Source organism: Arthrobacter sp. Y3223164 (assembly GCF_059091005.1).
Genome location: NZ_JBNHGF010000119.1, coordinates 1 through 7,192 on the forward strand (window position 1 = coordinate 1; position 7,192 = coordinate 7,192).

General features: G+C 67.2%; 5 protein-coding genes. All 5 read left to right on the forward strand.

Features of this window, described 5'->3' with window-relative positions:
- The first annotated feature begins 409 nt into the window (after window positions 1-409).
- The 5 genes from AC5RUJ_RS08130 to AC5RUJ_RS08150 all read left to right on the forward strand — a co-directional run bounded on the left by AC5RUJ_RS08130 (window position 410) and on the right by AC5RUJ_RS08150 (window position 6,968).
- The gene (locus tag AC5RUJ_RS08130) at window positions 410-1,096 is read left to right on the forward strand and encodes an HD domain-containing protein (protein WP_494128102.1); all 687 of its coding nucleotides are present in this window, start codon (window positions 410-412) and stop codon (window positions 1,094-1,096) included.
- 284 nt (window positions 1,097-1,380) lie between these two features.
- On the forward strand, window positions 1,381-2,175 hold the full coding sequence (locus AC5RUJ_RS08135; protein WP_494002246.1) for an IclR family transcriptional regulator: 795 nt from the start codon (window positions 1,381-1,383) through the stop codon (window positions 2,173-2,175).
- A gap of 321 nt (window positions 2,176-2,496) precedes the next feature.
- A complete protein-coding gene (locus tag AC5RUJ_RS08140; protein WP_494074244.1) occupies window positions 2,497-3,771 on the forward strand; it encodes a cytochrome P450 in 1,275 nt (424 codons plus the stop codon).
- A gap of 4 nt (window positions 3,772-3,775) precedes the next feature.
- Window positions 3,776-4,951, forward strand: a complete 1,176-nt coding sequence (locus AC5RUJ_RS08145; protein ID WP_494128103.1) for a PEP/pyruvate-binding domain-containing protein — start codon at window positions 3,776-3,778, stop codon at window positions 4,949-4,951.
- A 148-nt stretch (window positions 4,952-5,099) separates the two neighbouring features.
- Window positions 5,100-6,968 (forward strand): PEP-utilizing enzyme, encoded by a 1,869-nt coding sequence (locus AC5RUJ_RS08150; RefSeq protein WP_494074242.1) that lies wholly within the window; start codon window positions 5,100-5,102, stop codon window positions 6,966-6,968.
- Window positions 6,969-7,192: the final 224 nt, after the last annotated feature.

Below are 7,192 nucleotides of genomic sequence, written 5' to 3' on the forward strand. Positions count from 1 at the left end.
GCGCGCGGGCTCGCGGCCTGACCGGAGGCCGCGCGCGGCCTCGCGGCCTAACTAGCGGCCTCGCGGTGTCAGGGTGCGCAGGATGCCTATCCGCGGCGGCTTGGCAGCGCACATCTGCCCATGTTTAGCCAAAACTTCCCATGTCTTGGCCAACCCACCCACGTCTGACTAGGCAGGATGCTTAAGCATGCGGCTAAACGTGGGAAGTTACGGCGCAAACCCGCCCGTCTGCGACCCGTCCAAGCAGCGCGCAAGTGGCCCGCCCTAGCCTTCCGCCCGCAAGCCGCCCGGCAAGCGAGCCGTCCACACCGCTTAGGCCGCCCGCGCGCCCCATCCACCCGCCCGCCCACCTTCCGTCCAGCGGAACCACCTGGTTGCCCGCCCCGCGATTGCTCGTCATGCTGTGGGCATGACGAAGCTGCTGCCTGCCGCCAACCTGTTCGGCCACGACGTCGCCGCCGCCATCGAGGCCCAGCCGGACGGCGTGGTGCACCTGGCTGCGCACTTGGATCGGATCTGGCAGCAAGCGGCTCCGTTGCTGGCCGTCCGCGACAATGATGCCCACACGCTCTACGCCTATGGCCTGGCCCAGGCCCTGCTGGCCGCCCACCCGGAGGCCGACGCCGGCGTCGTCCTTCCGGCCATCATGCTGCACGACATCGGCTGGTCGCAGGTGCCCCCGGACCAGGTCCTCGCAGCGATCGCCCCCGGCGGCGGCCGGCCCGACCTCGTCTTGCTGCACGAGAAGGAAGGCGCCCGATTGGCGGCCGGGATCCTCGAAGAGGTTAACCATGATCCGGCGCTCATTCCGCGCATCCTGGAGATCATCGACGGGCACGACTCGCGCAAGGAGGCCCTCTCGATTGAGGACGCCATCGTCAAGGATGCAGACAAAACGTGGCGGCTCAGCCCGCACGGCGTCGACACCGTGATGGAGTGGTTCGGGCTGGACCGCGGCCAGGCGCTTCGGCTCTGCAGCCAGCGCGTCCTGGGCCATCTCTTCACCGAGGAGGCCAAGGCCATGGCGCGCGCGCTGTCTGCGCTGGAATCGGTAACGTTGTGGCCGCAGCGCCGGGCGCTGCTGGCCGACGGCTAGACTCGGTTTCGGGCGGGTGCCGCGAGGGCACCGGCTGGGAAGCTCTGCGGCACGGACGACGGCGGTGCCCGGCTTTGCCTGGAAGACGGCGCCCTGCTTCGTCTGAACGACGGCGGTGCCGGGCTTTGCTTGGGCGACGGCGGTGCCGGGCTTTGCTTGGACGACGGCGGTTGCCCGGCTATGCCCGGACGACGACGGTGCCCCACTTTGCGGGGCGACAGGGCGGTGCCGGGCTTCGTCTGAACGAAGGCGGTGCCGAACTCAGCGGAATATGGGAGGCAGCTATGGCCGGCGGTAGCCGAGATCCGGGACGCACGGTCACGTCCCGCGTGCTGGCCATCCTTGAAGCCTTCGAGCAATCCCGCAGCGCGCTGAGCCTGACCCAGATTTCCGAGGGTTCCGGCCTGCCGTTGAGCACCACGCACCGGCTCGTCGCTGAGTTGACGGAATGGGGCTTCCTCTCCCGCGGCGCCAACGGCCGTTACCAACTGGGCATTCGCCTCTGGGAGCTGGCGCAGAATGCCGGCCGGCAACTGCGCGATGCCGCGCGTCCTTTCGTGCAGGACCTGTTCTCCCTCACCGGCGAGACGTCACAGTTGGCGGTCCGGGAAGGCCACGAAGTGCTGTACATCGAGCGTATCTACGGCACCAAGCGCGTGCCCCGCGCTTCGCGGGTCGGTGGCCGGCTGCCGATGCACGCCACCGCCGTCGGGAAAGTCATCCTCGCGTACGAGGAGGAGTGGGTGCGCACCGCCTACCTGAACCGGCAGCTGGAACGTCCCACCGCCCACACGCACATCGTTCCCGGGCGGCTGGCGGAGGAACTGGTCCAGATTCGCGATCAGGGCTACGCCACCACGCTGGAGGAAGTCCGGCTCGGCTCCTGCTCCATCGCCGTGCCCGTTTTCCACACCGGCCGGATCGGAGCCGGGCTGGGGTTGGTGTTGCTGACGTCGCAGGCCGCCACGATGACGCGGCACCTTCCGGCACTGCGCGGTGTCTCAGCACAGATCGAACGCGCCACCGCGCACATCCCGCTGGAGTCTTTGCTGGGAAGCCACATCGCCCGGAAGGCGTGACCGCCCGGCGCACATCCTGGTAATTCCCGGACCGCCGCACCACGCGCTACGGCGCATGCCTGATGAGTCGTTGCCGGGCAGCCATGAGGCGCCCAAGGCCTGGGCGCCCGGCCCAACAGCCCACCCGGGCTTATTGCTGGCCAGTCACATCGCGCCCAAGGGCCGTACGCCGCCGCATGCCACGAGATGCTAAGCACTATTCGTTTCCACTCAGTGGAAGAGCCCCTTAGGCCCCGCGAGTGACGTGGGCAACACTGGAGTCTAATCAGCCCGCTGAAACCGACAACGGCGACGGCGGGAGCAGACCCCAAGGAGTTCCAGATGTCATCTTCGACCGAAACGGCAGCTTGCCCGTTCGGCCACGGTGCCGAGGCCCCCGCAGGACACCACGGCTACGAGCCGTTCCAAATGAAGGACCCGTTCCCGGCCTACGCCGAGCTGCGGAACGAACAGCCCGTCATGTTCGACGAGCGCGTCGGCTACTACGTGGTTTCCCGCTACGACGACATCAAGGCCGTTTTCGAGGACTGGGAGACCTTCTCCAGCGAGAACGCCCAGGCACCGGTGCGCCGGCGCGGCCCGCAGGCCACCAAGATCATGGAAGAGGGCGGCTTCACCGCCTACTCGGGTCTTTCCGCCCGCCGCCCGCCGGAGCACACCCGGATCCGCGCCGTCGCCCAAAAGGCTTTCACCCCACGCCGCTACAAGGCGCTGGAACCGTCCATCCGGCAGAACGTCGTGGACCAACTGGAAGCCATGCTCGCCAACCCGGATCGCCGCGGTGAACTCGTGAAGGACCTGGCCTACACCGTCCCGACTGTCACGATCCTGACGCTGATCGGCGCCGACGTCTCCCAGGTGGACACGTTCAAGCGCTGGTCCGATTCCCGCGCGGCGATGACCTGGGGCGACCTCAGCGACGAGGAGCAGATCCCGCACGCCCACAACCTGGTGGAGTACTGGCAGGAATGCCTGCGCCTGGTCCGTGTCGCCCACGAGGAAGGCGGCGACAACCTGACCGGTGACCTGGTCAAGGCCCAGCAGGACGGGGCGGAGATCAGCGACCACGAAATCGCCTCGATCCTCTACTCCCTGCTGTTTGCGGGACACGAGACCACGACCACCCTGATCGCCAACTCCCTGCGCGTGTTGCTGGCGCGTCCGGACCAGTGGCAGCAGCTGGTGGCGGAGCCCAAAAAGATCCCGGCAGCCATCGACGAGGTGCTGCGCTTCTCCGGATCCATCGTCGGCTGGCGCCGGAAGGCGCTCAAGGACACCGAAGTCGGCGGGGTCAAGATCCCGGAGGGCGGCGAATTGCTGCTACTGATGGGCTCCGCCAACCGCGACGCCGCCCGCTTCGAAGACGGCGAGGAGTTCGACATCTCCCGCGGCAACGCCCGCGAACACCTGTCCTTCGGCTTCGGCATCCACTACTGCCTGGGCAACATGCTCGCCAAGCTGCAGGCCAAGATCGCCCTGGAAGAGGTGGCGCGGCTGGCACCGAACCTGAAGCTGGAGAACCCCGGGAACATCGAGTTCCGCGAGAACATCTCCTTCCGTGTCCCCGAAACCGTCCCCGTCAGCTGGGAGGCCTAAGCCCATGCGCAGCAACGAATTCATCCAGTTTTTCGACGGCGGCATCGAGCCCCGGCTCGAACACCTCGGCGGCAAGGGCGCCTCGCTGGTCACCATGACCTCTGCGGGCATGCCGGTGCCCCCGGGATTCGTCGTCACCACCGCCCAGTTTGACCGGTTCATGCAGGAAGCCGGGATCACCGAGCACATCAACCAACTGCTGGCCGGCCTGGACCCGGAAGACATCGCCCAGGTGGACGCGGTATCCGCCTCCATCCGCGAAGACATCTGCTCCCGCCCGGTACCGGCCGACATGCGCGCCCAGACCGTCGAGGCCTATGACGCCCTGATGTCCCGCTTTGACGCGCCGGTCCCGGTGGCGGTGCGTTCCTCCGCCACCGCCGAGGACCTGCCGGATGCCTCCTTCGCCGGACAGCAGGACACCTACCTCTGGCTGGAAGGCTTTGCCGCCGTCGGCGAACACATCCGCAGCTGCTGGGCATCGCTCTACACCTCGCGCGCCATCATCTACCGGCTGAAAAACAACATCCCGGACCAGGGCCTGTCGATGGCCGTCGTGGTGCAGAAGATGGTCAACGCCAGGGTCTCCGGCGTCGCCATGACCCTGGACCCGGCCAACGGCGACCGCTCCAAGATCACCATCGACGCGTCCTACGGCGTCGGCGAAATGGTGGTCTCGGGGCAGGTCACGCCGGACAACATCGTGCTGGACAAGGTCACGCTGGCCCCGGTCGCCGAACACCTGGGCGACAAGCACGCCGAACTGATCCCCGACGCAGCCGCGCGCACCCTGGTGGAGCGGGAGGTCGACGCCGAACGGCGGGCCCGACGCAGCCTGACCGACGACGAACTGCTCGCGGTGGCGCGGATGGCCAAGCGGGCGGAGAAACACTACAAGTGCCCGCAGGACATCGAGTGGGCGCTGGACAGGGACCTGCCCGACGGCGAAAACCTGCTGCTGCTGCAGTCGCGGCCGGAAACCGTGCACTCCTCCAAGAAGCCGGTCGCGGCGTCGTCCGCGGTATCGGGGGGCGGCGGATACGCCGCGGCCCTGGGTGCTGCGCCCGCGACGGCGGCGCCCGCCGGAGCCGGGAACGCAGGAGCCGGGAACGCAGGCACCGCCACCGGCGGCTTCAGCCTGGGCAGCATCACCGCCTCACTGCTGAAGCCCTCCGCCTGACCATTGCCCTGAACTGTTCCGCCTGTTCCACCGCAAGGCAGCAAGGCTCCAACAGCCCCACCGCAAGGAAGCAAGGCAACAAGGTTCCACCGTTCCACCGAACCGCCCACCGAAGGCTCAATGCAGAGCCGCCACCGAAAGGACCGCCATGTCTATGAAGTCCTTCCCGAAGCCCTCCGAACTGCCGGTGCCCGCCGGCGCCGAGGGCTGGGAGAAGATTTACCCGTATTACCTGGTGTTCCAGGACAAGCTCAAGGAACAGGAAGACGCCAAGTTCTGGTTCTGCGACAGCCAGCACTGGCCCACCGTCTACAAGCCGTTCGAGACCATCGGCGGCGAGTTCGCGGTCAAGTGCCTGGGCCAGTACAACGCCCGCCACCTGATGATCCCCAACGCCAACGGCATCGAGTTCCGGGTGCACCTGGGCTACCTGTACATGTCGCCGATCCCGGTGCCGGAGGACCAGATCGCCGCCCGGGTCCCGCATTTCGAGCAGCGCGTGGGCCACTACTTCCAAAACTGGGAGGAACTGCTCAAGCAGTGGCACGTGAAGGTCCGCGGCACTATCGACGAAATGGAAACCATCTCGTTCAAAAAGCTGCCGGACATGGTCCCGATGGAAGACATCACCACGGGCAAGGCCAAGGACGGCTCCGAGGTGCTGCTGGAGAACTACGACCGGCTGATCCAGCTGGCCTACCAGAACTGGCAGTACCACTTCGAGTTCCTGAACCTGGGCTACATCGCCTACCTGGACTTCTTCAACTTCTGCAAGGAAGTCTTCCCGAACATCCCCGACCAGTCGATCGCCACCATGGTGCAGGGCGTGGACATGGAACTCTTCCGCCCGGACGATGAGCTCAAGCACCTCGCCAAGCTGGCCGTGGAGCTGGGCCTGCAGTCCGCCTTCGGCAACACGGACGACGTCGATGCCACCTTGGCCGCGATCCGCGCCTCCGAGGGCGGCGACCGCTGGATCGCCCGCTATGAGGAAGCCAAGGACCCGTGGTTCAACTTCACCGTGGGCAACGGCTTTTATGGGCACGACAAGTACTGGAACGAACACCAGGAAATCCCGCTGGGCTACATCGCTGACTACATCCGCCGGCTGGACGAAGGCCAGCACATCATGCGCCCGGTCGAGGAGCTGGTGGCGGAGAAGGAACGGATCGTGGAGGAATACCGCGAACTGCTCGACGGCGAGACCCTGGCCGCGTTCGACGCCAAGCGCCAGCTGGCCGCCACCGCCTACCCGTACGTGGAAAACCACAACTTCTACATCGAGCACTGGACCATGGGCGTCTTCTGGCGCAAAATCCGCGAGCTTTCGCGGATGCTGCACGCCGAGGGCTTCTGGACCGAACCGGACGACCTGCTCTACCTGAACCGCAACGAGGTCCGCGACGCGCTCTTCGACCTGGTCACCGGCTGGGGCGTGGGCGCCGAACCGATCGGCCCCACCTACTGGCCGGAGGAAATCGAGCGCCGCCGCAAGATCGTGGACGCGCTGAAGACCGCGCGGCCGGCACCGGCACTCAACACCCCGCCGGCCTCGATCACCGAACCCTTCACCCGGATGCTCTGGGGCATCACCACCGAACAGGTCCAGCAGTGGCTGGGCGAGGGCGAAGAGGTGGAAGGCGGCGGACTGCGCGGCATGGCTGCGTCCCCCGGCGTCGTCGAGGGGTACGCGCGGGTGGTCCACGACTCCGACCAGCTCTCCGAAGTGCAGCAGGATGAAATCCTGGTGGCCACCGTGACCGCGCCGAGCTGGGGGCCGATCTTCGGCAAGATCAAGGCCACCGTTACGGACATCGGCGGCATGATGAGCCACGCCGCGATTGTCTGTCGCGAGTACGGACTGCCGGCGGTGACCGGCACCGGCTCGGCCTCCACCACCATCAAGACCGGCCAGCGGCTGCGGGTGGACGGGACCAAGGGCACCGTGCAGATCCTGGACGTTGAGGAAGCCGCCGAACCGGCCGTCGCCGGGCCGGGAGCACACAGCCACACCTGAGTTTCCGGCAGCACTGCAGCCGACTCAAGCACACCAAGTGCCGGGCCGGGAAAAGCCCGCACCCCCAGCGGGTCCCGGCCCGGCACACCGAACATGAAAGCGTGACGATGACACAGCCTCCCCCCGACGCCACGGCCGGCCAAGGCTTCCCGAACCCCGACCAGGGGCCCGGCACCCGGACCGTGCTGGTCACCGGAGCCGCCGGAGGGCTGGGCCGCGCCTTC